At 73.4% G+C, this 24,527-nt stretch carries 30 protein-coding genes; 20 read left to right on the forward strand and 10 right to left on the reverse strand.

Going from position 1 to position 24,527, the window contains the following annotated elements; all coding sequences use genetic code 11:
- Positions 1–40: 40 nt before the first annotated feature.
- The 14 genes from BJ993_RS05265 to BJ993_RS05330 all read left to right on the forward strand — a co-directional run bounded on the left by BJ993_RS05265 (position 41) and on the right by BJ993_RS05330 (position 12,632).
- Complete coding sequence (locus BJ993_RS05265) at positions 41–868, forward strand: amidohydrolase family protein (RefSeq protein WP_036551072.1); 828 nt, start codon at positions 41–43, stop codon at positions 866–868.
- A 58-nt stretch (positions 869–926) separates the two neighbouring features.
- Positions 927–1,460, forward strand: a complete 534-nt coding sequence (locus BJ993_RS05270) for an MSMEG_0572/Sll0783 family nitrogen starvation response protein (protein WP_051932988.1) — start codon at positions 927–929, stop codon at positions 1,458–1,460.
- Between the two features lie 20 nt (positions 1,461–1,480).
- A complete protein-coding gene (locus tag BJ993_RS05275) occupies positions 1,481–2,557 on the forward strand; it encodes an MSMEG_0568 family radical SAM protein (protein WP_036551070.1) in 1,077 nt (358 codons plus the stop codon).
- 1 nt (position 2,558) lies between these two features.
- Positions 2,559–3,986 carry an MSMEG_0567/sll0787 family protein gene (locus BJ993_RS05280; protein WP_179647987.1) on the forward strand — a complete coding sequence of 476 codons (1,428 nt, stop codon included), beginning with the start codon at positions 2,559–2,561 and terminating at the stop codon, positions 3,984–3,986.
- Positions 3,983–4,885 (forward strand): carbon-nitrogen hydrolase family protein, encoded by a 903-nt coding sequence (locus BJ993_RS05285; RefSeq protein WP_218864613.1) that lies wholly within the window; start codon positions 3,983–3,985, stop codon positions 4,883–4,885. Before BJ993_RS05280 ends, BJ993_RS05285 begins: the two co-directional genes overlap by 4 nt.
- Positions 4,878–5,183, forward strand: a complete 306-nt coding sequence (locus BJ993_RS05290; RefSeq protein WP_179647988.1) for an MSMEG_0570 family nitrogen starvation response protein — start codon at positions 4,878–4,880, stop codon at positions 5,181–5,183. The genes BJ993_RS05285 and BJ993_RS05290 overlap by 8 nt, the downstream gene beginning before the upstream one ends.
- Positions 5,180–6,514 carry an MSMEG_0569 family flavin-dependent oxidoreductase gene (locus tag BJ993_RS05295; protein ID WP_179647989.1) on the forward strand — a complete coding sequence of 445 codons (1,335 nt, stop codon included), beginning with the start codon at positions 5,180–5,182 and terminating at the stop codon, positions 6,512–6,514. The genes BJ993_RS05290 and BJ993_RS05295 overlap by 4 nt, the downstream gene beginning before the upstream one ends.
- Positions 6,515–6,524: 10 nt before the next feature.
- The gene (locus tag BJ993_RS05300) at positions 6,525–7,397 is read left to right on the forward strand and encodes a carbon-nitrogen hydrolase family protein (protein WP_036551063.1); all 873 of its coding nucleotides are present in this window, start codon (positions 6,525–6,527) and stop codon (positions 7,395–7,397) included.
- 2 nt (positions 7,398–7,399) lie between these two features.
- Positions 7,400–8,491, forward strand: a complete 1,092-nt coding sequence (locus BJ993_RS05305; protein WP_179651995.1) for an MSMEG_0565 family glycosyltransferase — start codon at positions 7,400–7,402, stop codon at positions 8,489–8,491.
- Between the two features lie 151 nt (positions 8,492–8,642).
- Positions 8,643–9,551, forward strand: a complete 909-nt coding sequence (locus BJ993_RS05310; protein WP_179647990.1) for a LysR substrate-binding domain-containing protein — start codon at positions 8,643–8,645, stop codon at positions 9,549–9,551.
- A 7-nt stretch (positions 9,552–9,558) separates the two neighbouring features.
- A complete protein-coding gene (locus BJ993_RS05315) occupies positions 9,559–10,662 on the forward strand; it encodes a mandelate racemase/muconate lactonizing enzyme family protein (protein WP_036551058.1) in 1,104 nt (367 codons plus the stop codon).
- A gap of 34 nt (positions 10,663–10,696) precedes the next feature.
- Complete coding sequence (gene catA / locus BJ993_RS05320) at positions 10,697–11,557, forward strand: catechol 1,2-dioxygenase (RefSeq protein ID WP_179647991.1); 861 nt, start codon at positions 10,697–10,699, stop codon at positions 11,555–11,557.
- 5 nt (positions 11,558–11,562) lie between these two features.
- The gene (gene catC, locus BJ993_RS05325) at positions 11,563–11,838 is read left to right on the forward strand and encodes a muconolactone Delta-isomerase (RefSeq protein WP_036551053.1); all 276 of its coding nucleotides are present in this window, start codon (positions 11,563–11,565) and stop codon (positions 11,836–11,838) included.
- On the forward strand, positions 11,838–12,632 hold the full coding sequence (locus BJ993_RS05330; RefSeq protein WP_179647992.1) for an alpha/beta fold hydrolase: 795 nt from the start codon (positions 11,838–11,840) through the stop codon (positions 12,630–12,632). Before catC ends, BJ993_RS05330 begins: the two co-directional genes overlap by 1 nt.
- 25 nt (positions 12,633–12,657) lie before the next feature.
- On the opposite strand, the gene BJ993_RS05335 is transcribed toward BJ993_RS05330, so the two are convergent.
- The gene (locus BJ993_RS05335; RefSeq protein ID WP_308645484.1) at positions 12,658–12,969 is read right to left on the reverse strand and encodes a chorismate mutase; all 312 of its coding nucleotides are present in this window, start codon (positions 12,967–12,969) and stop codon (positions 12,658–12,660) included.
- Between the two features lie 378 nt (positions 12,970–13,347).
- On the opposite strand from BJ993_RS05335, the gene BJ993_RS05340 reads away from it, so the two are divergent.
- Together BJ993_RS05340 and BJ993_RS05345 are read left to right on the forward strand one after the other, a co-directional pair.
- Positions 13,348–14,529, forward strand: a complete 1,182-nt coding sequence (locus BJ993_RS05340) for an RtcB family protein (RefSeq protein ID WP_179647994.1) — start codon at positions 13,348–13,350, stop codon at positions 14,527–14,529.
- Between the two features lie 60 nt (positions 14,530–14,589).
- A complete protein-coding gene (locus BJ993_RS05345; protein ID WP_242530338.1) occupies positions 14,590–15,210 on the forward strand; it encodes an HD domain-containing protein in 621 nt (206 codons plus the stop codon).
- A 9-nt stretch (positions 15,211–15,219) separates the two neighbouring features.
- On the opposite strand, the gene BJ993_RS05350 is transcribed toward BJ993_RS05345, so the two are convergent.
- Together BJ993_RS05350 and BJ993_RS05355 are read right to left on the reverse strand one after the other, a co-directional pair.
- Complete coding sequence (locus BJ993_RS05350; RefSeq protein ID WP_179647995.1) at positions 15,220–15,975, reverse strand: hypothetical protein; 756 nt, start codon at positions 15,973–15,975, stop codon at positions 15,220–15,222.
- Complete coding sequence (locus BJ993_RS05355) at positions 15,972–16,295, reverse strand: hypothetical protein (RefSeq protein WP_179647996.1); 324 nt, start codon at positions 16,293–16,295, stop codon at positions 15,972–15,974. The genes BJ993_RS05350 and BJ993_RS05355 overlap by 4 nt, the downstream gene beginning before the upstream one ends.
- 89 nt (positions 16,296–16,384) lie before the next feature.
- On the opposite strand from BJ993_RS05355, the gene BJ993_RS05360 reads away from it, so the two are divergent.
- A complete protein-coding gene (locus BJ993_RS05360) occupies positions 16,385–16,753 on the forward strand; it encodes a DUF8819 family protein (protein WP_036551040.1) in 369 nt (122 codons plus the stop codon).
- Positions 16,754–16,786: 33 nt separating this feature from the next.
- On the opposite strand, the gene BJ993_RS05365 is transcribed toward BJ993_RS05360, so the two are convergent.
- Entirely contained in the window at positions 16,787–17,500 is a 714-nt protein-coding gene (locus tag BJ993_RS05365; RefSeq protein ID WP_308645485.1) for a GntR family transcriptional regulator, read from the reverse strand.
- Positions 17,501–17,630: 130 nt separating this feature from the next.
- Between BJ993_RS05365 and BJ993_RS05370 the strand changes: the two genes are divergently transcribed.
- Positions 17,631–18,254 (forward strand): alpha-ketoglutarate-dependent dioxygenase AlkB, encoded by a 624-nt coding sequence (locus tag BJ993_RS05370; RefSeq protein WP_179647997.1) that lies wholly within the window; start codon positions 17,631–17,633, stop codon positions 18,252–18,254.
- A 99-nt stretch (positions 18,255–18,353) separates the two neighbouring features.
- On the opposite strand, the gene BJ993_RS05375 is transcribed toward BJ993_RS05370, so the two are convergent.
- The 6 genes from BJ993_RS05375 to BJ993_RS05400 all read right to left on the reverse strand — a co-directional run bounded on the left by BJ993_RS05375 (position 18,354) and on the right by BJ993_RS05400 (position 22,525).
- Entirely contained in the window at positions 18,354–18,752 is a 399-nt protein-coding gene (locus BJ993_RS05375) for a VOC family protein (protein WP_179647998.1), read from the reverse strand.
- A 52-nt stretch (positions 18,753–18,804) separates the two neighbouring features.
- Positions 18,805–19,536, reverse strand: a complete 732-nt coding sequence (locus tag BJ993_RS05380) for a hypothetical protein (RefSeq protein WP_179647999.1) — start codon at positions 19,534–19,536, stop codon at positions 18,805–18,807.
- Positions 19,537–19,546: 10 nt separating this feature from the next.
- Entirely contained in the window at positions 19,547–20,338 is a 792-nt protein-coding gene (locus BJ993_RS05385; RefSeq protein ID WP_179648000.1) for a 3'(2'),5'-bisphosphate nucleotidase CysQ, read from the reverse strand.
- Between the two features lie 175 nt (positions 20,339–20,513).
- Positions 20,514–21,107, reverse strand: coding sequence for an aminoacyl-tRNA hydrolase (pth, locus tag BJ993_RS05390; RefSeq protein WP_179648001.1), 594 nt, complete (start codon positions 21,105–21,107; stop codon positions 20,514–20,516).
- A 125-nt stretch (positions 21,108–21,232) separates the two neighbouring features.
- On the reverse strand, positions 21,233–21,880 hold the full coding sequence (locus BJ993_RS05395) for a 50S ribosomal protein L25/general stress protein Ctc (protein ID WP_179648002.1): 648 nt from the start codon (positions 21,878–21,880) through the stop codon (positions 21,233–21,235).
- A gap of 210 nt (positions 21,881–22,090) precedes the next feature.
- Positions 22,091–22,525: a MarR family winged helix-turn-helix transcriptional regulator gene (locus tag BJ993_RS05400; RefSeq protein WP_308645486.1), complete on the reverse strand. Its 435-nt coding sequence runs from the start codon at positions 22,523–22,525 to the stop codon at positions 22,091–22,093.
- A gap of 93 nt (positions 22,526–22,618) precedes the next feature.
- Between BJ993_RS05400 and BJ993_RS05405 the strand changes: the two genes are divergently transcribed.
- Positions 22,619–23,254: a maleylpyruvate isomerase family mycothiol-dependent enzyme gene (locus BJ993_RS05405; RefSeq protein WP_036551028.1), complete on the forward strand. Its 636-nt coding sequence runs from the start codon at positions 22,619–22,621 to the stop codon at positions 23,252–23,254.
- A gap of 78 nt (positions 23,255–23,332) precedes the next feature.
- Positions 23,333–24,499, forward strand: a complete 1,167-nt coding sequence (locus BJ993_RS05410) for a DUF8462 domain-containing protein (RefSeq protein ID WP_179648003.1) — start codon at positions 23,333–23,335, stop codon at positions 24,497–24,499.
- The last annotated feature ends 28 nt before the right edge of the window (positions 24,500–24,527 follow it).

Here is a 24,527-nt window from a genome sequence, read left to right on the forward strand (position 1 = left end):
CGAAACCAATCCGAAACACCCTGCCGGTGGACTTCTCGGCATGGATAAGCCCACCCACGACGCCCACCGGCACATCGGCCGACTGCCGTCGTACGGCTTCTACGGCGGCCCGCCGATCAGCCCGGACACCACGGCCCGGGCCACGGTGAAGGAGTTCTTCGCCGACCTCGACGCCGAGCGCACCGAGCGGGCGCTGGTGCTCCCCAACTACGGCGTCCCGGACCCTGACGTCGCCTTCGAGCTCAACAAGCTCGCCCTCGACGCCGCCCAGGCCGACGACCGGGTCCGCTGCGGCCTGTGGGTCTCCCCCAAGGCCTCCGATAGCGCCCGCAACGACAAGGCGCTCGGCCTCGCCGTCGAGGAGGGTGTGGTCGCCCTCAAGACCAGCTTCCTGCTCGGCGGCTCGGTGGACGACCCCGACTCCGCCGAGGAGCTGCACAAGGTCTTCACGACCGCGGCCGAGCACGACCTCGTCGTCCACGTGCACACCTCGCCGGGCGCCGCCTCCGACGTCGACCAGATCGGCAAGCTCGTCGAGCGCTACGGCGCCGACGCCCGCATCCACCTCGTCCACCTGGGCGGCGGCATGAGCGGGCACCTCAAGCTGATCGGCGGGCGCTTCTTCGACTGGATCGAGCGCGGCCTCAAGGTCTACACCGACACCAGCTGGGCGATCGGCTTCGCGCCCGCCTGGCTGTGCCAGGAGATCGAGCGCCGCGGGATCGGCCACGACCGCGTCCTCTTCGCCACCGACACCCCCTGGGGCGACCACGCCGGCGAGTACGCCCGCCTGGCCGCCGCCACCGACGACCCCGAGCTCATCGACGCGCTCTTCAGGGGCAACTTCGAGGCCCTCTACGGGGCCTGACCGCACCACTCCCCGCCCGACCCTCCACCGCGCCGTACCCACCGCCAAGGAGCACCCGATGACCGACACCGCCGCAATCGACGCCCAGATCAAGGCCAACATGGAGGCCTCGCTTGCCGAGATCCCCCACCCGTCGCAGCCGAAGGGCACCAACCTCTACGGCTCGACGAAGGTGTTCCCCGACTTCCAGGCGGAGGAGGGCGAGACCTACTTCACCCTCGTCCACGGCATCCCGCACGAGTCGTCGGTCAGCTTCGTCGCGATCCTGCAGGCCACCCGTGCCCTGCGCAAGGGCTTCGAGTCCGCCATCTACTTCTACGGCCCCGGCACCCTCGCCTGCATGTCGACCCGCGGCTTCCCGACCGTCGGCGACGCCGGCTTCCCCGGGGAGCTGAACACGAACGGGTCGCTCGAGACGTTCATCCAGGAGGGCGGCACCGTCTACTGCTGCCGGTTCGGGATGGCGCTGCACGGCCTGCGCGAGGAGGACCTGATCGAGGGCGTGGTGCCGACCCACCCGCTCGACGTGCAGGACGCCCTCATCCACTACGCCCGCAAGGGCGCCATCATCAACTCGACCTACCAGCTCTGAGCGCGGACGGGACCTGAGCCATGGCCGCGCCGACCACCACCGCCAGCTCCACCCGTGTGGACCTGGCCATCCAGGGCATCCGGCTCGCCGACGCGCCGGTCTCCCGCCGTGCGGGGGCCGGACCGAGCGACGACGGGCACCTGCTGCTCGACGGCGTCGGCGCGGCCATCCCGCTCAACCCCCGCAGCCCCTACACCGTGCAGGGCGGCAAGCTGCTGCTCGACGGCGCCGACACCGGCATGGGCGTCGAGACCATCGAGCGTCCGCGCTTCTACGACCTCACCACCGCGGACGGCGTCGCCTACGAGAAGATCGCCCGCCTCCACTCCGCGCGGGTGCTCGCCACGACGGTCGTGCAGACCTGCGTGCGCTACGACGAGTCGGAGCGCTGCCGGTTCTGCGCGATCGAGGAGTCCCTGCGCCAGGGCTCGACGATCGCGGTGAAGAGCCCGGCCCAGATCGCCGAGGTCGCCAAGGCCGCCCACGACCTCGACGGCATCACCCAGATGGTGATGACGACGGGTACGTCGAACGGTCGCGACCGCGGCGCGGTCCACCTCGCGCGCTGCGTCCGCGCGGTCCGCGAGGTGCTGCCCGACCTGCCGATCCAGGTCCAGTGCGAGCCGCCCGGCGACCTCTCCGTCATCCAGGACCTGTACGACGCCGGGGCCCGCTCGATCGGGATCCACGTCGAGTCCCTCGACGACGACGCGCGCCGGCGCTGGATGCCGGGCAAGGGCTCGGTGCCGATGAGCGAGTACCGCGCGGCCTGGGCCGAGGCGGTGCGGGTCTTCGGCTGGAACGAGGTGTCCACCTACCTCCTCGTCGGCCTCGGTGAGGACCCCGACGAGATGATCGCCGGCGCGGAGGAGCTGATCGCGATGGGCGTCTACCCGTTCGTCGTCCCGTTCCGGCCGCTCGCCGGCACCCTCGCCACCGACGTCGACCACGTGCCCGCACCGGACCCGCGGACGGTCGCGAAGGTGACCGGCCGGGTCGCGGCCGCCCTGCGCCGGGCGGGCATGCTCGGCGCGGCCCAGTCCGCCGGGTGCGCCGCCTGCGGTGCCTGCTCGGCGCTCGCCTGCGAGGGGGCCTGACATGACCCTCGACGTCTCCGTGCTGACCGGCCTGGCACCCCAGCCCGCACCGGACCGGCTCCGCGACCCGTCGTACGTCGTCGTGGAGGCGGACGCTGCCGACCGGCTCGCCTACCGGCGCCTGCGCGACGAGGTGTTCGTCCGCGAGCAGGAGCTCTTCGCCGGGACCGATGCCGACGCGGTCGACGACGACCCGCGGGCCGTCGTCCTGGTCGCCCGGAGCGGTGACGGCGAGGTGCTCGGAGGGGTCCGCATTCACCCCGCCCCGGGCCCGGACGGGCTCCCGCCCGCACGGGACCTCGGCTGGTGGCGCGGCAGCCGGCTCGCCGTCGCCGCCGACGCCCGCCTGCACCTCGGGGTGGGCGCGGCGCTGGTCCGCGCCGCGTGCGCCCGCGCCGAGGCGGAGGGCGCGCTGCGCTTCGACGCCGAGATCCAGGCCCAGCACCGGCGCCTCTTCGAGCGGCTGGGCTGGCAGGTCCGCGCCGAGCGGCTGCTGCACGGTCGCCCGCACCTGCTCGTCGACTTCCCCGTCACCCGGATCCAGCGGCTCGCCGACGCGACCAAGGCGCCGCTCGGCGGCCTGCTCACCGAGCTCGCCGCCGGCGTACCGGCCGGCTTCCTGGGCGACGACGGCTCCCCCGTCCCGGGCAGCGACCTGGTCGCCGCGTGCGACGCGATCCTGCCCGCCATGGTGGAGCGCGACCCCGAGTGGGCCGGCTGGTGCAGCGTCCTGGTGAACCTCAACGACCTCGCGGCCATGGGCGCGACGCCCGTCGGTCTGCTGGACGCCGTCGGCGCCCGTGACGCGTCCTTCGCGCGCCGGGTGCTCCGCGGCCTGACCGACGCGGCGCGCGCCTGGGGCGTGCCCGTGCTCGGTGGGCACACCCAGCTCGGCGTCCCCGGGCAGCTCGCCGTGACGGCCCTCGGCCGCACCACCGCCCCCGTGCCGGGCGGCGGGGGCCGTGCCGGGCAGCGCCTGCGCCTCACCGCCGACCTCGGGGGTGGCTGGCGACGCGGCTACACGGGAGCGCAGTGGGACTCGACGTCGCACCGCACTCCGGAGCAGCTGCGCAGCCAGGCACACGTCGTACCCACGCTGGCACCGACCGCCGCCAAGGACGTCAGCATGAGCGGCCTGGTCGGCACCACCGGGATGCTCGCCGAGGCCAGCGGGTGCCGCGCGGTGCTCGACGTGGCGGCGATCCCCACGCCCGCCGCAGCCGGCACCGCCGACTGGCTGACCTGCTTCCCCGGCTTCGCCATCGTCTCTGCCGAGGACCACCCCCACGCCGGCGACCTGCCGGACCACCTCGACACCGCCGTCTGCGGCGAGCTCGTCCCCGGGACCGGGGTCGGGCTGCGCTGGCCCGACGGCACCGTCACCGACGCCATCACGCACACCGTCACCGGATTGGGAACAGCCTCATGACCCTGATGAACCCACCGCTCGGCTCCGCCGTCGCCGCCGTCTGCGCGGGCTTCGGGCGCGACGTCGACGAGAACCTCGCGCAGATCGCCGACCTCATCGAGCAGGCCCGCGCCGAGGGCGTCAGCCTGCTCGCCCTGCCCGAGGCCTGCCTCGGCGGGTACCTGTCGGTGCTCGGCGCCGGCCGCGACGGCAGCCACGACGAGCAGCCCGAGGACCTACCGCCCGTCATGGACATCGACGGGCCCGAGCTCCGCTGCGTAGCGGCGCTCGCCGGCGACATGACCGTCGTCGTCGGGCTCTGCGAGTCGGACGGCAGCGATCGCTACAACACCGCGGCCATCGTCTCGGGGGACGGCGTCCTCGGGCTGCACCGGAAGGTCCACCAGCCGCTGGGCGAGTCGATGTTCTACGCCGCCGGCAGCGAGTTCGGGTGCGTGGACACGCCGGCCGGCCGGGTGGGCGCGCTGATCTGCTACGACAAGGCCTTCCCCGAGGCCGCGCGCTCGCTCGCCGTCGACGGCGCCGAGGTGATCGCGTGCATCTCCGCCTGGCCCGCGTCCCGCACTGCGACCGGCGACTCCATCGCCGAGGACCGCTGGACCAAGCGGTTCAACCTGTTCGACGCCGCCCGGGCCCTGGAGAACCAGGTCGTCTGGCTGGCCGCCAACCAGCACGGCACCTTCGGCAAGCTGCGCTTCGTCGCCAACGCCAAGGTCGTCGGCCCCGGCGGCGACGTCCTGGCCACCACGGGCATCCACTCCGGGATGGCTGTCGCCGAGATCGACGTGCCCAGCGCCCTCGAGACCGCCCGCCGCGCGATGTTCCACCTGCGCGACCGCCGGCCGGACGCCTACGGCGCGGTCACCGCCGCGACGCTGCAGGAGCCGGCCCATGCCTGAGATGACCTTCACCGTGCGCTGGCCCGACGGCCGCGTCCTCGACTACTACTCGCCGTCGCTCGTCGTCCACGACCACCTGGCCGAGGGCGCGTCGTACGACGTCGCCGACTTCCGCGAGCGGTCCGCGACCGCGCTCGGCCTGGCCGCCGAACGGGTCCGCGAGCGCTTCGGCTTCACCTGCAGCTCGGCCGCGGACAGCCTCCACGGCATCGACCGGCTCGCGGCGTCGTACCCCTCCGACGGCGTCGTCACCGTCCTCCGCCTCCACCCGCCCCTGCCCGAGGAGAACCCCTCATGACCGAGCCCACCACCCACCGGACCGAGGTCGTCGTCGTCGGCGGCGGCCAGGCGGGGCTGGCGACCAGCTGGCACCTCGTCCGCGACGGCGTCGACCACGTCGTCCTCGAGGCCCACACGCTCGGCCACGAGTGGGCCGACACCCGCTGGGACAACTTCACGCTGGTCACCCCCAACTGGCACTGCCGCCTCCCCGGCTACGAGTACGACGGCCCCGACCCCGACGGCTTCATGACGCGCGACGAGGTCGTCGCTTGGCTGGCCGGCTACGCACCGACCTTCGGGCCGCCGGTGCGCGAGCACACCCGGGTCACCTCGCTCACCGAGCGCGCCGAGGGCGGCTTCCGCATCGAGGCGACCGGCCCGGACGGCCCCGAGGTCTGGGAGGCCGGCAGCGTCGTGGTCGCGACCGGCGGCTACCACGTGCCGATCGTCCCCTCGTGGGCGCCGGCGCTCGACCCGTCGATCACCCAGCTGCACTCCGCCGACTACCGCAACGCGGCCCAGCTGCCCGAGGGCGGCGTCCTCGTGGTCGGCTCCGGCCAGTCGGGCGCCCAGATCGCGGAGGACCTGCACCTCGAGGGCCGCACGGTCCACCTCGCCCTCGGCGACGCGCCCCGGGTCGCCCGCTTCCACCGGGGCCGTGACTGCATGACCTGGCTGGCCGAGATGGGGCTCTACGACACCGGCGTCGCCCAGTACCCGGGCGGCCTCGCGGCCCGCGAGAAGACCAACCACTACGTCACCGGGCGCGACGGCGGGCGCGACATCGACCTGCGCGCCTTCGCGGCGGAGGGCATGCGGCTCTACGGCATGCTCGAGGGGGGCGCCGGCACCGAGCTCACGTTCCTGCCCACCCTGACCGCGGCCCTCGACGGCGCGGACGACGTCTACCGCTCGATCTGCCGCGACATCGACCGCTACATCGACGCCCACGGCATCGAGGCTCCCCCGGCCGCGCCGTACACGGCGGTCTGGGAGCCGGACACCGACCCGACCTCGCTCGACCTGGCCGCCGCCGGGATCAGCACCGTGGTCTGGGCGATCGGCTACCGCCCGGACTACCGCTGGGTCGGCGCCGGTGTCTTCGACGGCACCGGCCGGCCCACCCACAGCCGGGGCGTGACCGCCCTTCCCGGCCTGTACTTCCTCGGCCTGCCGTGGCTGCACACGTGGGGCTCGGGTCGCTTCCTCGGCATCGCCGCGGACGCCGAGCACGTCACGGGCGTGGTCACCGGCCGCAAGGGCGGCGCGCGGACGGAGCCCGCGGCCGACCTCGCCCGGCGCCGCTCGCCGGGCGAGATCGCGAGCGACGTGGCGCTGGCCGGATAGGTTGCTGCCCGTGGGAGTCCTGCGCATCGGAGCCGTCGCGGCCCACTTCGGCCGCGACGTCCCCCGGGCGCTGGCGAAGATCGAGGGGATCATCGCGGACGCGCGTGCGGTCGGCGTCGGACTGCTGGTGCTGCCGGACGCGACGCTCGGCGGCTACCTCTCCGACCTGCGGCGGCCCGACCCGGCCGCGCTGCCGCCCGGCCTCACCGAGGACTCCCCCGAGGTACAGCGGGTCGCCGCCATGGCCGGCGACATGGTCGTGTGCCTGGGCTACACCGAGGAGGCGCTCGTCGACGGCGAGCCCCGCCTCTTCAACACCGCCCTGTGCGTCACCGGCTCCGGTGTGCTCGGACGGCACCGCAAGGTCCACCGGCCGGCCGGCGAGTCCCTCGTGTACGACGCCGGCGAGGCCTTCGCCGCGTTCGACACCCCGGTCGGACGGCTCGGCCTGCTCATCGACTACGACAAGACCTTCCCCGAGGCGGCGCGCTCCCTGGCCCTCGACGGCGCGACCACGCTCGTCTGCCTCTCGGCGTGGCCCGCGTCGATCACCGACCGGGCCTCGCGCCTGCCGCAGGACCGGCAGTCGCGGCTGTTCGATCTCTACGACTGCGCCCGCGCCGCCGAGAACCAGGTCGTGTGGGTGTCGTCCAACCAGACCGGCGTGATGGGCGGGCTGCGCTTCCTCGGCCAGGCCAAGGTGGTCGGTCCGGGTGGCGACATCCTCGCCCGCACCTCGTCGAAGGGCGGCCTCGCCGTCGCGGAGATCGACATCGCCGTGGAGGTCGCGCGGGCCCGCCGGGTGCTGCACCACCTGCGCGAGCGCACCCCGTCGGCGTACCGGGCGATGCGGGCCGCCGACTGCGGCACCCCTCCGGAGTGACCATGCGGATCGCCCTGCTCACCTACTCGACCAAGCCCCGCGGCGGCGTCGTCCACACCCTCGCCCTCGCCGAGGCGCTGGTCGACCTCGACGTCGAGGTCGACGTGTGGACCCTCGCCCGCGACGGCGACACCGCCTTCTTCCGGGCCGTCGACCCGCGAGTCGGCATCCGTGCCGTCCCGTTCCCGCCCGACGACGCCGAGGACGTGGGAGCGCGGATCGTCCGGTCCATCGCGGTGCTGCGCTCTGCCTTCGAGCCCGCCCGGGCGTCGTACGACGTCGTGCACGCACAGGACTGCATCAGCGCCAACGCCGCGCTGCCGTGCGTGCGCACCATCCACCACCTCGACCAGTTCACGACCCCGGAGCTGGCGGCCTGCCACGAGCGGGCGGTCGTCGAGCCGGTCGCCCGGATCTGCGTGTCGGCCGCCGTCGCGGCCGAGGTCGAGGCGGGCTGGGGGCTGACGCCGACGGTCATCCCCAACGGCGTCGCCGCGGAGCGGTTCGCGGCCGGCGCCGCCGACCACGCGGGCAGGACGCGGTGGCGTGACGGGATCGGCAGCCGCTACGTGCTCGCCCTCGGCGGCATCGAGCCGCGCAAGGGCAGCATCGACCTGCTCGAGGCGCACGCCCTGCTCGTCGCCTCCGACCCCGCCCTCGCCGACGTCCGCCTGGTGTTCGGTGGCGGCGAGACGCTGTTCGACTACCGGGACTACCGGGCCGCCTTCGAGCAGCGCGCCGCCGCGCTGGGCACCGACCCGGTCGTGCTCGGCCCGGTCCCCGACGACGAGCTCCCGGCCCTCGTCGGCGAGGCCGCGGCCCTCGGCTTCGTGTCCACGAAGGAGGGCTTCGGGCTCGCCGCCATGGAGGCGCTGGCCGCCGGCGTGCCCGTGGTGGCGCGTGACCTCCCCATCCTGCGCGAGGTCTTCGGCGAGGTGGTGGCCTACGCCGCGGACGTGCCGGGGATCGCGGCCGCCCTGGGGACGGTCCTCCACGCCCCGCCGCCTCCCGTGGCCGGCGAGGAGCTCGCGGCGTCGTACACCTGGCGGGCGGCGGCCGAGGCGCACCTCGACTTCTACGCCGCGCTCGGCTGACGAACCCCTGCTTCCGGCAGGACCGAGGATTCATAATGTTGAGTTATGAATCCACGAACTATTCGTCTTTGTGCTTCTGGATCACCTCGATCTAGCGTGGTGGGACCGCGTGACGCCCGCCACAGCGGACCTGCCGAGGGGAGGTGACCCGATGGATCTCAAGCAGCTGCGCTACTTCGACGCCGTGGCCGAGACCTGTCACTTCGGCCAGGCGGCCGAGCGCCTCCACCTCGCCCAGCCCGCCCTCTCCCAGGCCGTACGACGCCTCGAGGCCGAGCTCGGCGTCCTGCTCCTCGCGCGGACCACCCGGCAGGTCGCCCTGACCCCCGCCGGCGAGTTCTTCCACCGCGAGGTCCGCCGGATACTCGGCGACCTGGACGCGTCGGTGCTCGGCGCCCGCAGCATCGCCGACGGCAGCCGCGGGCTGCTGCGCGTGGGCTTCACGGGCACCAGCGCGTTCACCCAGCTCGCCCGTCTCTCGCGGATGGTGCGCTCGGCGCTGCCGGGCGTCGCGCTCGAGGTGCAGGCCGACCTGCTCACCCCGGCCCAGGTCGAGCGGCTGCTCGACGGACGGCTCGACCTCGGCGTGCTCCGCGGCCCGGTCGCCGAGCCCGGCATCGAGACCCGCACCCTCCTGCGCGAGCCGCTGGTGCTGGCGCTCCCGGCCGACCACCGCCTGGTGCCGGAGGCCGCGCTCGAGGTCGTCGACGTCTCCGCCGACGAGTTCGTCGCCTACGCCGACACCCGCTCGGCGGTCAACGAGGCGATGGTCTCCAGCTGCCTGCGCGCCGGCTTCTCCCCCAACATCACCCACCGCGCGCCCGGCACCGCGGCGCTGCTCGCGCTCGTCGCCGCCAACCTCGGCGTCGCGCTCGTGCCCGAGTCGGTGCGCAGCATGCAGCTCAACGGCGTCGTGTTCCGCGACGTCGCCGACGTGAGCACCATCGACCTCTCCCTCGCCTGGCGCGCAGACGAGCCGTCGGCGCTCGTCTCCGGCGCGCTCGACGTGCTCGACCGCCAGGGCTTCTACGCCGCCGAGCCCGCCCCGAACCCCCGCTGAGGACCCCATGAAGATCACCGCGATCGAGGCGATCCCGTTCCGGATCCCCTACGCCAAGCCGCTGAAGTTCGCCAGCGGCGAGGTGCACGTCGCCGACCACGTGCTCGTCCGCGTGCACACCGACGACGGCGTGGTCGGGGTCGCCGAGGCGCCGCCGCGGCCGTTCACCTACGGCGAGACGCAGCGCGGCATCATCGCGGTGATCGAGACGATCTTCTCCCCCCAGCTGGTGGGCCTCGAGCTCACCGACCGCGAGCGGATGGCCGCCCTGATGGGCCGCACGGTCGGCAACCCGACGGCGAAGGCCGCGATCGACATGGCGGTCTGGGACGCGCTCGGCCGCACCCTCGGCCTGGGCGTCTCCGAGCTGCTCGGCGGCTACACCGATCGGATGCGGGTCTCCCACATGCTCGGCTTCGACCAGCCGGCCGCGATGGTCGACGAGGCCGAGCGGATGCGCGAGGTCCACGGCATCACCACCTTCAAGGTCAAGGTGGGGCGCCGGCCGGCCGCCCTCGACGTCGCCGTCGTCCGCGCGCTGCGCGAGGGACTGGGCCCCGACGTCGTCCTGTACGTCGACGGCAACCGCGGCTGGACCGCGTCGGAGTCGGCGCGGGCGATGCGGCAGATGGCCGACCTCGACCTGGCGTTCGCCGAGGAGCTGAGCCCCGCCGACGACGTCCTCGGGCGGCGCTGGCTCGTCAGCCAGCTCGACGTCCCGTTCATCGCCGACGAGTCGGCCACCACGCCCGCCGAGGTCACCCGCGAGGTCCTCGGCGGCTCCGCGACCGCGATCTCGATCAAGACCGCCCGCACCGGCTTCACCGGCTCCCAGCGGGTGCTCCACCTCGCCGAGGGGCTCGGCCTCGAGGTGGTGATGGGCAACCAGATCGACGGCCAGCTCGGCTCGATCTGCTCCGTCGCGTTCGGCGCCGCCCACCAGCGCACCAGCCAGTACGCCGGCGAGCTGTCCAACTTCCTCGACATGAGCGACGACCTGCTCACCGAGCCGCTCCGCATCGAGAACGGCGAGCTCGCCCTCCGACCCGGCGCCGGCCTCGGCGTCGAGGTCGACGAGGAGAAGCTCCGCCGCTACCGCACCGATCTCTGACCGCTTCGCACCACAACCCCGAGAGGAACCACCCATGAGCATCGACACCGCCACCGCCACCGCCGCCGCCTCCGGCGCCAGCGCCACCGAGCGCTTCCACGCCGACAAGTCCCCCTTCGCCGCCGTCGCCGGCACCGCGCCGGAGCGCGTCGACCGGCTCGCGCGCCGGGTGCTCGACGCCGTCCACCAGACCATCCGCGACGAGAAGGTGACCTACGACGAGTACAACGCCCTCAAGGCATGGCTGATCAACGTCGGCGAGGACGGCGAGTGGCCGCTCTTCCTCGACGTGTGGGTCGAGCACGTCGTCGAGGAGGTCGCCACCGACCACCGCGAGGGCAGCAAGGGCACCATCGAGGGCCCCTACTACGTGCCGAACGCCCCCGAGCACGGCAGCAAGGGCACGATCGACATGCGCGAGGGCGAGTCCGGCACGCCGCTGGTGTGGACCGGCACGGTCACCTCGACCGACGGCACCGCCCTCGAGGGCGCGCTCGTCGAGCTCTGGCACGCCGACGCCGACGGCTTCTACTCGCAGTTCGCCCCCGGCATCCCGGAGTGGAACCTGCGCGGCAACTTCCGCACCGACGCCGCGGGCGGCTTCGAGATCACGACGATCCAGCCGGCGCCGTACCAGATCCCGACGGACGGCTCCTGCGGCAAGCTGATCGCCGCCGCCGGCTGGCACGCCTGGCGTCCCGCCCACCTGCACGTGAAGGTCTCCGCTCCCGGCCACGAGCTGCTCACCGCCCAGCTCTACTTCCCCGGCGACGAGCACAACGACGACGACATCGCCTCGGCCGTGAAGCCCGAGCTGGTGCTGGCGCCGGTCGCCCAGCCCGACGGCAGCGTGACGGTCGACTACGGCTTCGTGCTGGACCCCGCGAAGGCCTGAGCCTGATGCTCTTCCAGGTCCGGATGGACGTCGACATCCCGCGCGACCTCGACCCTGCCGAGAGGGAGGACGTGGTCGCGCGGGAGAGGGCGTACTCCCAGGAGCTCCAGCGCGGCGGCGAGTGGCCGCACATCTGGCGGATCGTGGGGCACTACTCGAACATCAGCATCTTCGACGTCGCCTCCAACGCGCGGCTGCACGAGATCCTGTCCAACCTGCCGCTGTTCCCGTACATGCGGATCGAGGTCACCGCGCTGACCGAGCACCCGTCGGCGATCTGATGCTGCCCCCGATCGCGCTGCGCCACCTGTCCGGCGTCCCCAGCCGGCCCCTCCTGGTCGTCGGCCCCTCCCTCGGTACGACGGTCGACCGGCTCTGGGGGCCGGTCGCCGGCCTGCTCACGGGCTGGAACGTCATCGGCTGGGACCTCCCCGGCCACGGGCACAGCCCGGCGGCCGACCGGCTGACCCCGGGCTTCTCGATGGCCGAGCTGGCGGCCGCCGTGCTCGCCGCGGTCACCGACGCGGCCGGGCCCGACACCGTCTTCGCCCACGCCGGCGACTCGATCGGCGGCGCCGTGGGGGTCCAGCTCGCGCTCGACGCCCCGGAGCGGCTCACCGGCGTCGCGTCGCTGTGCAGCGCGGCCGTCTTCGGCACGCCGGCACCCTGGCACGAGCGCGCGGCACTGGTCCGAACCGAGGGCATGGCGCCGATGGTCGCGTCGTCGCCGGCACGCTGGTTCGGCCCCGCGATCACCGCGGCGGCCGACGGGCGGGTCCAGGACGCCCTGCGCGACCTGGCCGCTGTCGACCCCGAGGGCTACGCCCGCTGCTGCGAGGCGCTCGCCGGCTTCGACGCGCGCGACCGCCTCGGCGCGGTGGACGTCCCCCTGCTCGCCGTCGCCGGCGCCGACGACGTGGCGACACCTCCGCCGGTCCTGGCCGAGCTCGCGGCCGGCGTACCGGACGGGCGGCTGGAGGTCCTCCCGGGCGTGGGCCACCTGGCGCCGTACGAGGACCCGGCGGCGGTCGCCGCCCTGCTGCGCGCCTTCCTCGGCGTGAGCGTGCCGGCCTGAGCCCAGGCCACGTCGCGGCCGGGGGTCAGACCTCGGCGCCCTCGGCGTCCTCGGCGAACTGCTCGTGGTTGCGGATGACCTCCGCGATGATCACGTTGAGGATCTTCTCGGCGAAGTGCGGGTCGAGGCCGGAGCTCTCCGCCATCGACCGCAGGCGGGCGATCTGCACGGCCTCGCGGGCCGGGTCGGCGGGCGGCATGCCGGCGCTCGCCTTGAGTCGGCCGACCTGCTCGGTGCACTTGAAGCGCTCCGCCAGCAGGTGCACGAGGGCGGCGTCGAGGTTGTCGATGCTCGACCGGAGTCGGTGGAGCTCGGCCCGGGCGTCGTCAGCACTCACGTGTTCCATCCTGCCCTACGATCCGGCCAACCCCCCGATGCCAACCGAAGGACGAGAGCGAGGAGCGACCGGGTGATGTCCACCCTGGGTCGCACGCGTTCGCGCAGGTACGCCGGGACGTGGGCGGTGGGAGTTTCACCGGCCGGCCGGTGAAACTCATGGTTGGACGACGAAGTTTCATCGTCCAAGCGTGAGTTTCGTCGTCCAAGCGCGGGAGAATCACCGGCCGGCCGGTGAAACTCCCGCGAGCGGGCACCCCGAAGCCACCACCCAGGAAATGCCTAGGTCAGGCCCTTCCCCGACCCGTACCGTTCTCCGCCGGCCGCGACCGCGGCCACCACGGAACGAACGAGAAGGGCCACGACGCAGGACACCACGATGGAGAAGATCACCCCGAAGCTCCTCAACTGGGCTTCGATCCTCGAGCAGGGCACGCGCGACCAGGCGGTGACGACGGCGAGCATGCCGTTCATCCACCCGCACCTCGCGCTGATGCCCGACGCGCACCTCGGCCTGGGCGCGACGGTGGGTTCGGTCATCCCGACCCTCGGCGCGATCATCCCTGCCGCGGTGGGCGTCGACATCGGCTGCGGCATGATCGCCGTGCGCACCCGGTTCACCACCGACGAGTTGCCGACCGACCGGCGACCGCTCCGCGAGGCCATCGAGCGGGCCGTCCCGCTGTCGGCCGGTGCGGCGAACAGCCGGATCTCCCGCGCGCACACCGAGCGCCGGCTCGAGGAGCTCACCGCCGCCGCGGCCGAGGCCGGCTTCGAGCCGGGTCGCTACGCGAAGCGCTGGGACCTGCAGCTGGGCACCCTCGGGTCCGGCAACCACTTCATCGAGGTGACCGTGGACGAGGCGCGACGCGTGTGGCTCTTCCTGCACTCGGGGTCGCGCGGTGTCGGCAACAAGATCGCGCAGCACCACATCAAGGTCGCGCGTGACCTGTGCGAGAAGTGGTGGATCCCGCTGCCCGACAAGGACCTCGCCTACCTCGCCGAGGGCACCGACGAGTTCTGGGCCTACATCCGCGAGATGCGGTGGGCGCAGCGCTACGCCCTGCTCAACCGCGAGGAGATGATGGACCGGGTCGTGCGCCAGTTCGCCGAGTGGGTGGGCCTGGGCTCCGCCGACGACGTGGAGCGCGTCGAGGAGATCAACTGCCACCACAACTACACCGAGCAGGAGCACCACTTCGGCCGCGACGTGTGGCTGTCCCGCAAGGGCGCGATCAACGCCGAGCGCGGGCGTGCGGGGCTCATCCCGGGCTCGATGGGGACGGCGTCGTACGTCGTCAGCGGGCTCGGCAACGCGCTGGCGCTCAACTCGGCGCCGCACGGCGCGGGGCGGGAGTACTCGCGCTCCAAGGCCCGTCGCACGTTCACCCGTGAGCAGCTGCGGGAGGCGATGGCGGGGATCGAGTACCGCGACACCGACGCGTTCATCGACGAGATCCCGGCGGCGTACAAGGACATCGACCGGGTGATGGCCGACGCGGCCGAGCTCGTCGAGGTCCGGCACACGCTGCGCCAGATCGTGAACGTCAAGGGCGACTGAGCCTGCTGGATTGCCGACCCCTCGATGACAGGGGCTGGGGCGGTCGGTTTGAATGTCCGCATGGAGGACGACCATCCCGACCTGCCCTGGCCCCTGACCGGCGCGGACGCGCTGCGCGACGAGGTGCTGGCGGCGTACGCCGACCCGAGCCGCGGCCACCACGGGACCGGCCACCTGCGCGACGTGCTCGCACGGCTGGACGAGCTGGCCGCCGCCGGCACGCCCTTCGAACGGGTCCCGGTGCAGCTGGCCGCGTGGTTCCACGACGCCGTGTACGACGGCGAGCGGGACGCCGAGGAGCGCTCGGCCACGTGGGCCGAGGAGGCACTGGCGCCCCACGTCGACGAGGCGTCGCTGGCGGAGGTCGTCCGCCTCGTGCGGCTGACCGAGCACCACCGGCCCCAGGACGGTGACGCCAACGGCTGCGCGCTCACCGACGCCGACCTCTCGATCCTGGCCGCGCCGCAGGAGCGCTACGACCAGTACGTCGCCGCCGTGCGCAAGGAGTACGCCCACCTTCCCGACGAGGTCTTCGCCGCCGGGCGCGCCGACGTGCTGCGCGCGCTGGCTGCCAAGCCACAGCTCTTCCACACCGCCCACGGCATCGCTGCCTGGGAGGCCGCCGCGCGCAACAACATCGCGCGCGAGCTGGAGGGTCTGCCGGCCGCCGACACCGACTGACCGCCGAGGTCAGGCGAGCCGCGCCCGCGCGACGTCCCCCACCTCCCGGAGCAGCTCCAGCCGCTCCCGCTGCTCCTCGACCCACGTCGCGAGCTCACCCTTCATCTCGGTGAGCCGGTCGATGATCGCGAGCAGGCGGCGCGCGTCGTCGACGAGGTCGGTGACGGCGTCGATCCCGTGGAGCGCGACGTCCGCAGCGAGCACGCCCCAGCCGAGCGGCCCGGCCACCCGCGCGAGCAGGCGGGCCATCAACCGGCGCCCCTTCTCGACCAGCTCGACGACGAGCTCCTCGACCTCGACCGCCGTCCGCTCGGCGACCTCAGCCACCTCGCCCAGCACCGGGATGGCGACGGTCACGACCTCCGCGCACCCGCGGGCGACGCCGGCGTGCACCCCCAGCCGCAGGAGGTACGCCGCCGCCGCGTCGCCACCCCACCGGGGGTCGGCCGCGACGGCGAGCCGCGCCGTGCTGGCGGCGTACTGCACCAGGGCGGTCTCGACGTGCCGCACGGCATCGGCGTTCTGCCGGATCCGGTGGTGGTCGCCGCTGAGCGGGAGGACGAGCAACTCCTCCAGGCTCCCCTCCGGCAGCCGGCGCAGGCCGAACCCGAGGTCGTCGAGCGCGTCGATGCCGAGGTTGACGACGTCGCGGACCTCGCCGAAGGTCGCGTCGAGCGCGCGGAAGTCGGCGTCGTGCACGAGCGCGGACTCCCCCAGCGCGGGCTCGGGGAGCTCCGGCGGCTCGGGAGCCAGCAGCCCGCTCATGCGACCACCGGCATCCGCCCGCGCACCCGGAGGTCGAGCTCGCGCAGGTCACCTCCGGTGCCGGCGACACCCTCGCGGAGGTCGGCCCAGTCGGCGAGGGCCAGGCGCTCGAGCTCGAGGAAGCCGTCGGCCACCAGGTCAAGGAGCGGCGCCAGCGGCCGCAGCAGGCACAGCGGGCTCGGCTCGAAGCCGGCGCGCTGGCACACCCACGTGCGGGCGTAGCGGGTGATCGACCGGAGCTGGTCGGCGAGGAGCGCCATGTCCTCGTCGAGGCGGTCGAGGTCGGTCCAGGCAGGGATGTCGATGTCACGCTCGGCCACGGTGAGTCCTCTCGTCGGGGTGCCGTACGGCGGGTGCCGCACCCCGTGCCCGTCGCGACCGGGTTGGGAAACCCCCGCACAATGGACCTGTGGACGACAGCGTGATCTATGTGGCACGAGCACAGGTGCTGGCCGACCTGGCGGCCCGTTCGCTCGACACGCCCACGTCCGTGAACCTGCTCGAGGAGGCCTGCTCCGAGCGCCGCTGGTGGCTCGAGCAGTGGGCCGAGGGGGCGCCGTACATCGCCGGCCTGATCGCCCAGGACCTGCAGGACGCGCTGGCCGACGAGTTCGGCCGCGACCAGCGCGGCGGCCTGTGGCCGGTCTGCTCGCACTGCGCGGAGGGCCCGGTCCACGCGCTGCACGTCGACCCCGACCTCGGCGGCCCGGACCCGCAGTGGGTGTGCGAGGAGACCGGCGAGGCGGTCGCCCCGCTGGGTCGGCTGGCCGACGCCTGAGCGTGGCGCCGGGCTGAGCGGACGGACCGACCGTCAGTCGCGCAGCTGCAGGTGCAGCGTGTAGTCCTCGCCGCGCAGCACGGAGCGTGACATCTCGACGACCGTCTCGCCGTCCAGCGCGCGGCGCGTCAACCGCAGCACCGGCGACCCCTGGGGGAGCTCCAGCAAGGTCGCCTCCTCGTCCGTCGCGAGGCCGGCACTCACGGCGTCCTCGGCCCAGGTCGGCCGGTGGCCGCGGGCCGCCAGCTCGTCGTACAGGCTGGCGGGGAGGTGGTCGAGCAGGTCCCCGGCGAAGGCCGCCGGCAGGTAGGTCTCGGAGAGGCAGACCGGGCGGCCGTCGCCGACCCGCAGCCGGACCCAGCGCACCAGCGGCTCCTCCGGGTGGACCCGGAAGGCGCCGGCCATCGCCTCCCCCGCGGGGACGCTCTCGGCGACCAGGGTGCGGGTCTCGACGGCCACGCCCCGGAGGGCGAGCTCGTCGGTCAGGCCCCGCACGCCCGTGGCGGTACGACGTGGGCCGGCCACGAACGTCCCCCGGCCCGGGTGCCGCTCCAGCACGCCCTCGCCGACGAGCGCGTCGAGCGCCTGGCGAACGGTCATCCGGGCGACGCCGAAGCGGTCGACCAGCTCGCGCTCGGACGGAGCCGGCGTGCCGGGGGCCCGGTCACCGACCAGGCTGCGCACGTACTCGCGGATGGCCACGTGCTTGAGCGACCGCCCCGTCGTGCTGCCCTGAACTGCTGCCACGGTGCGAGGCTAGGGATCCGGCGCGACGGTCGTCCCGCGAATGGCGAATCCTTTGCCCCTGCGCGACACCACGCTTGCGATGGTCGAGGCAATGCGAACACCTGTTCGAAGAGCGGCGTACGCTGTCCCCATGTCGGTGGACTTCCAGAGCAGCCTCTTCGACACCGCCACCACTCCCGAGGTGGCCCGCATCGAGCGCCGGGCGCTGAGCAACGGCGCCTGGGTCGACGTCGCCCGCAACTGGCTCGCCGACGCCGACGACGTGTTCGCGACGCTCGTGCGCGACGTGCCGTGGCGCGCCGAGCGCCGGGCGATGTACGACCGCGTGGTCGACGTCCCCCGCCTCGTCTACACCTACATGATCGGCGAGGAGCTGCCGCACCCACGGCTGACGACCGCCCGTGACCAGCTGACGGCGCGCTACCGACCCGAGCTCGGCGAGCCGTTCCGCACCGCCGGCTGCTGCTTCTACCGCGACGGCCGTGACAGCGTCGCGTGGCACGGCGACACCATCGGCCGCGGCTCGACCGACGACACCATGGTCGCGATCGTCTCGCTCGGCGACCCCCGCCGGCTCCACCTGCGCCCGCGCGACCCGGAGCGCCGCGAGGAGGCCTTCGCCGTCGAGATGGGCCACGGCGACCTCGTCGTCATGGGCGGGTCGTGCCAGCGGACCTGGGAGCACGCGGTGCCGAAGGTGGCCTCGGCGGGGCCGCGGATCTCCGTGCAGTTCCGCCCCCTCAACGTCTTCTGACTCGTCGGGCCGAGCGTGTCTCCGGCGAAGGGCGGCGAGCAAGCTCGCAGGGCGACGCCTCCCGCCACGCTGCCGGCCTGTCCCGCGGCCCAGCCAGCTTCAGGCTTGGGAGGCCAGCTCCGCCGGTGAACGGACGACGCAGAACTCGTTGCCCTCCGGGTCCGCGAACGTCATCCAGCCGGATCCGGGGCCGTGGATGCCGCGGTGGTCGGCGATCGGCGTGGCGCCGTACTCGATCAGCCAGTCGATCTCCTCGTCGCGGGTGCGCTCGCGCGGGCGGAGGTCGAAGTGGACGCGGTTCTTCACCGTCTTCGCCTCGGGCACCTCGATGAACAGCACCTGGTGGCCGGTCTCGGGGTCGCGGATCATGCACTCCTCGTGGCCGGGCAGGTTGGGGTCGCCGTCGAGGTCGACATAGCCGAGGACCGGCTTCCACCACTCCGAGAGCTCGTAGGCGTTGGCGCAGTCGACCGTGGTGTGCGAGATGTACGACGTCATGGCGCCACTCTCACGAACAGCGGCGGCCGCCCACAACCGGATATCGGCAGGATCAGGGGGTCGTGGCGTCGGTGGGTGCCGCGGACTCGCCGGTCGACGGCTCGGCCGTCTGCGTCACCGTCTCGGTGACGGTCGCCGTGGCGCTCGGGGTCGCCGACCCCGAGGGCGTCGCGGAGGTCGTCGCGCCGGTCGGCTCGACGGTGGCGCTCGCGGTGTCGTTGGGCGTCGGGGTCGCCGTGTCGCTGGGCGTCACGCCCTTCTTCCGACGGTCGTCGTCGCTGTCGTCCTCACCGAGGACGCCGCCGATCGACGTACGGTCCTTGCCGTCCGTGCCGCCGGTGATGCTGGAGACGCTCTTGCCGGCGATGAGCTCGATCGCACTGATCACGACGACGGCGATGAGGAAGACGACGGCCGCCAGCACCGCCAGCCGCTTCCAGGGCAGCGCCGCCCAGCGGTTGCCCGCCGGCGCCGGCGGGACCGGGATCTCGCCGGTGGAGACCTCGCTGCTCTCGCTGTGCCGGTGGGCCCGCGCCGCCTCGCGTTCGAGGGCGGCGGCCTGCACCTCGGCGACGCGGCGTCGGCTGGACTCGATGCCCTGCTTGTAGAGGGCGGTGCTGACGGTCGCGACGACGCTGCCGAGCGCGGCGCCGATCAGGGTGCCCGCGGCGCCGAGCGTGGAGAGCAGGACGGCGACGGTGACCGCCGCACCGGCGCCCGCGAACGTCGCGGGCCAGTCGATGCCCGGTCCGCGCCGCTCGGTCGCCTCCCTGTCCGCTGCCATGGGCTGGCGGTCAGTCGGTGCCGTTCGCGGCGATGAAGGACAGGATCTTCTCGGAGAGCTCGGGACGGCACACGATCACGTCGGGCAGGTAGACGTCGGCCTGGTTGTAGACCAGCTCGCTGCCGTCGACGCGCGAGGTGAACAGCCCGGCCGCCCGGGCGACGGCGACCGGCGCCGCCGAGTCCCACTCGTACTGCCCGCCCGCGTGCACGTAGGCGTCGGCGACGTCGCGCACGACGGACATCATCTTCACGCCGGCGGACCCCATCGGGACCAGCTCGGCGTCGAGCTCGGCCGCGAGCGCCTCGACGAACGCCGGCGGGCGCGTGCGCGACACGGCGATGCGCGGACGCGTCGACGTGCGCGGGGGTACGACGGGAGGCTGGCCGGTGTTGAAGGTCTCCCCCAGCGCGGGCTGGGCCACGGCACCGGCGACGAGCTCGCCGTCCTGCCACAGAGCGACGTGGACCGCCCAGTCGTCGCGCGGCGGCTCGGAGAACTCACGGGTGCCGTCGAGCGGGTCGACGATCCAGACCTTGGTCGCCGTCAACCGGGCGTCCTTGTCGGCGGCGCTCTCCAGGGCCTCCTCGGACAGCACGGCGTCGTCGGGCCGGTGCTGCGCGAGCAGGTCCATGAGCAGCAGGTGCGCGGCCCGGTCGCCGGCGTCCTTGAGCTCCTTGCCCTCCAGCCCCTCACCACGCACCTCGAGGAGGCGGCGGCCGGCCTCCTCGGCCAGCCAGGCAGCGAACAGGTGGTCGTCGGCGACGACCTCGGGGGCGGGGGTTCCGGGCTCGAAAGTCACCGGGCCAGACTAGCGATGCCCGCCGAGTTGCCGGATTGGGCGGTCGAGTTGCCGGTTTGGGCGGTCGAGTTGCCGGTTTGAGCCCCTGTCGGTGTACAGATCGGCAACTCGGCGCCGAAAACCGGCAACTCGGCGGCGGAAACCGGCAACTCGGTGCTCGGCGACGCGCTCGCGCCTACGAGTTGAACTTCTGCTGCGTCTTCTCGAGGCCGTCGGTGATGAGCGACTCGACGGCGTCGGCGGCCGTGTCGATCTGGAACGGCAGCTCCTTGCGCTCCGTGGTCGAGTAGTTCGACAGCACGAAGTCGGCCACCTCCTGGCGGCCCGGCGGGCGGCCGATGCCGGCGCGCACCCGGTAGAAGTCGCCGGTGCCGAGGGAGGAGCGCATGGACTTCAGGCCGTTGTGGCCGTTGTCGCCGCCGCCCAGCTTGGAGCGCAGCGTGCCGAAGTCGATGTCGAGCTCGTCGTGGATCGCGATGATCCGGCTGGGCGGCACCTTGTAGAAGGTGGCCAGCGCCTTGACCGGGCCACCCGACTCGTTCATGTACGAGCGGGACTTGGCGAGGACGACGCGCGGCGAACCGGCGCCGGGGCCGCCGATCCGGCCCTCGACGACGTCGGCGCGGCCGGTCTTGTGGGCGCGGAAGCCGCTGCCCAGCCGGCGAGCCAGCTCGTCGACGACCATGTAGCCGATGTTGTGCCGGTGACCGGCGTACGACGGTCCGGGGTTGCCGAGGCCGACGACCAGCCAGACGTCGGTGTCGCTCACGTCATCGCTCCAGGTCTCGGTGTCGTCGGTCGCGGCGGATGCGTCCGGAGACGCGGAACTCCCCGGCACGGACGACCGTGCCGGGGAGATCAGTCGGCCCAGGAACCACCTGAGCCGGCCGAAGGTCACTCGCTGTCGCCACCCTCGGCGGCGTCGGCGGCCTCGGGCTCGTCCTTCTCGATGCCGGCCTCGGCCTCGGCCTGCTCCAGCTCGGCCTCGGCGGCCTCGGCGGTCTGCGCGGCGGTCACGTTGACGACCAGCGTCTCGGCGTCGGTGAGCAGGGTGGTGCCGGACGGCAGCGCGATCTGGCTGGCGAGGAACTGGGTGCCGGCCTCGGCGTCGGTGACGTCGACCTCGAACTGCTCGGGGATGTGGGTGGCCTCGGCCTCGACCTGGATGGTCGCGTTCTCGGTGACCACGAGGGTCTCGGCGGCGGCCTCGCCGACGACGATGACGGGGACGTCGACGGTGACCTTCTCGCCGCGCTTCACGGCGACGAAGTCGACGTGCTCGAGGACGCGGCGGACCGGGTCGACCTGGACCTGCTTGGTCAGCGCGAGCTGGCTCTCGCCGTTGATGTCGAGCTCGAGCAGCGCGTTGGCGCCACCGTGCTTGATCGCCATCATCGTGTCGTGGCCCGGAAGGGTGACGTGGATCGGGTCGTTGCCGTGGCCGTAGACGACGGCCGGGATCTTGTGCTCGCGGCGGATGCGGCGGGCGGCGCCCTTGCCGAACTCGGTGCGCAGCTCGGCGGTGATCTTCTCGGTGCTCATGGGGAAACTCCTCGGTCGTCCTTGTCGGGTGTGATCACCCCGGAGACAGGAGCGCCGCGCTTCCCTGGCCCGATGATCGGCAGGGCGCGCGGCGTCGTGGGACGAGCCGGCCCAGTCGATCACGGAGTCACAGAAGCGGGTGCTCCCTCGCCGAGGCAACCGGAAGAGGCTACCCAACGACGGCGGACGGGGCGAAATCCGCGCACCGGCCTACGGGGCGTAGGGGTCGGTGATCTCCCGCAGCGCGACCAGCGCGTCCTGCAGGGCCGCCATCCGCTCCGCGCCGAGGTGGCGCCGCCACTCGCGCTCGATGGCCCGCTCCTCCTTCCGCGCGAGCCGCTGCACCTCCCGGCCGCGGGGCGCGATGACGACGAGGCGGGCGCGGGCGTCCGACGGGTCGGGCACCCGTTCGACGTACCCGCACCGCTCGAGCTGGTCGACGAGCACGCTCGCACTCTGCTTGGTGATCCGCGCCTGCTCGGCGAGCTCGGTGACCCGGATGCCGTCGTCGCCGAGCCGCGCGGCGGCGCGGGCCATCGCGGGCGTCAGGTCGTCGTACCCGGCAGCGAGGACGGCGTCGGCGACGCGCTGCTCGACGTAGCGGGCACCGATGAACATCAGCAGACCCGGATGTGGTCCGGCCACGACTCCCCCTCACGAATTGCCTTGACGAACTGGTCAACAAGACTGACCATATCAGTCAGGAAGACTGACCAGTTCGGATCGAGGGAGCGCGCGATGGACAAGGCCACGCTATGGACCTGGATCCACGCCGAGCGCGCGGCACTCGCCGCCACCCTGGCCGAGATCACGCCGGAGGAGTGGGCGCACGACACGCTCTGCCCCGGCTGGACCGTGCACGACATCGCGGCGCACGTCATCTCCAACCCGCAGATCGGCTGGGGCGAGATGGGCGGCCTGATGGCCCGCAACCTCGGCCGCAGCTACAACGCCATGATCTTCCGCGAGGTGAAGCGGCTGGGCGCGCGCGAGACGCGGGAGAGCATCCTCGCCGACTTCGACCGCTTCGCCACGAGCACCCGCCACGTGCCGACGACGACCACCGTGGAGCCGCTCATCGACGCGCTGCTCCACCACCAGGACATCGTCCGCCCGCTGGGGCGACCCCACGAGATGCCACCAGAGGCGGCGGCCGTCGCCGCCGACCGGGTACGACGCCTCGCTCCGCTGATGGGCACGCGGAGGCTCGTGCGGAGCGTGCGGATGGTCGCGACCGACGTGGCGTGGACCCGCGGCGAGGGGCCGACCATCGAGGGGCCGATGCAGGAGCTGCTCATGATCGCGTCCGGGCGCCGCCCGGACCCCGCCCTGGTCTCCGGGGAGGGCACGGCCCTGGTGCCGGCACTGGCCTGACCCTCGCGACTCGCGCTCCCCCCCGGCCCGGTCGATACCCGGCTATACTTCCGGAAAGTATCGGAAGGTATCGACGCCATGGCTCCTTCGCCCGCCAATCCCTTCACACCCGGCCAGTCGCCCCGCTTCCTGGCCGGGCGCACAGCCGAGCGCCGTCGTATCCAGGACCGCCTCGCCCGGGTGTCGACGTACGGCGAGCTCGCCGGCCCGCTGCTCGTCTTCCACGCCCCGCGCGGGCTCGGCAAGACGTCCCTGCTGCGCGCGGCCGAGGCCGAGGCCGCCAGCCTGGGATTCGTGTCCGTGTGGGTCGCCTGCGCCCGCGACCAGCGGCTCCTCCCGGAGCTGGCCGAGCGCGTCCGTGGCGCGCTCGCCCGGCACGACGCGCTGGGCGACCCGGGCCGGGCCACCCGGCTCGAGGGCCTCACGATCGAGCTCGGCGTACCGGGCGCCAAGGTCCAGGCCGAGCTCGGCCGCCGCGAGACGGCCGCCGTGTCGACGCCGATCCTGGCCCTCGAGGAGTTGCTGGGCGAGGCCGCCCGCCTGGTCCGCGCACATGGCGGAGCCGGCCTGCTCGTGTTCCTCGACGAGCTCCACGCCGCCGACCCGGGCGAGCTCGCCGTACTCCTCAACGCGTGGCAGAACCTCGACGGGGCGCCGGACGCGGTCCCGCTGAGCATCATCACCGCGGGCCTCCCGGTCACACCGGAGGCGATCACCCGCGCGGCGACCTTCGGGGAGCGCAGCTCGTTCATCCCGCTCGACCTCCTCGCCCCCACCGACGCCCGCGCCGCCCTGGTCCGCACCGCCGAGGCCGAGGGCGTCAGCTGGGCCGAGGACGCACTCACCCTCGTGACCGACGAGGCCCGCGGCCATCCCTACCTGCTGCAGCTGCTGGGCAACACGACCTGGGACGCCGCCTCCCCCGCCGCCGGCGCCGTCCTGACCGCCGACGACGTACGCCGCGGCGTCCCGCACGCCCGGACCCAGCTGAACGCGATGCATCGCGCCCGCTGGGGAGCGGCCACGCCGACCGAGCAGGCCTTCCTCGTCGCGATGGCGTCAGCGGGCGAGGGCAACGTGACCCGGGCGCAGATCGCGGCGGCGATGGGCAGGGACAGCCGCGCCATCAGCGACCCGCGCGAGCGCCTCATCGAGAAGGGCGTGATCGAGCCCGTCGGCCACGGTCTGGTGCGGTTCACGCTGCCGGGGTTCGGGGCGTTCGTGAGGTCGCTCGACGAGGCGTGAGGCCAGGCCCGCAGGGTGCGCCGGTTGG

Source organism: Nocardioides aromaticivorans (assembly GCF_013408525.1).
Classification (GTDB): domain Bacteria; phylum Actinomycetota; class Actinomycetes; order Propionibacteriales; family Nocardioidaceae; genus Nocardioides; species Nocardioides aromaticivorans.